Source organism: Pseudoalteromonas aliena (genome assembly GCF_038155085.1).
Taxonomy (GTDB): Bacteria; Pseudomonadota; Gammaproteobacteria; order Enterobacterales; family Alteromonadaceae; genus Pseudoalteromonas; species Pseudoalteromonas aliena_A.
The window spans coordinates 1-214 of the sequence record NZ_JBAKAU010000234.1 but is presented as its reverse complement, the minus strand read 5'-3'; the positions used below and the strand labels follow the sequence as shown (position 1 = coordinate 214).

General features: G+C 48.6%; 1 protein-coding gene. It reads right to left on the bottom strand.

Annotation, left to right across the window (positions count from 1 at the left end):
- Positions 1-18 precede the first annotated feature (18 nt).
- Positions 19-214 (bottom strand): hypothetical protein (locus tag V6260_RS19205; RefSeq protein WP_341595621.1); only part of this gene is annotated, 196 nt, incomplete at its 5' end.

Genomic DNA, 214 nt, shown 5'->3' with positions numbered 1-214 from the left:
CCAAGCGTCGCCAATTCCTTATTCGCTCTGTTGAAAGGTCAGTGCCGCTTCGCATACCTCCTGCAACTCTTGGAAGCTGTTAAAATCATCGACGGTTAAGCCACTTGGTTGCACCACAACATGCTCCAACACGGCAGCGTACAATTTTGAAAGAAGCGGCTTCCCTTCAAGCGTTGTTGTTCCGTCCATGATTTCGAGATATTTTGAGTTCGGC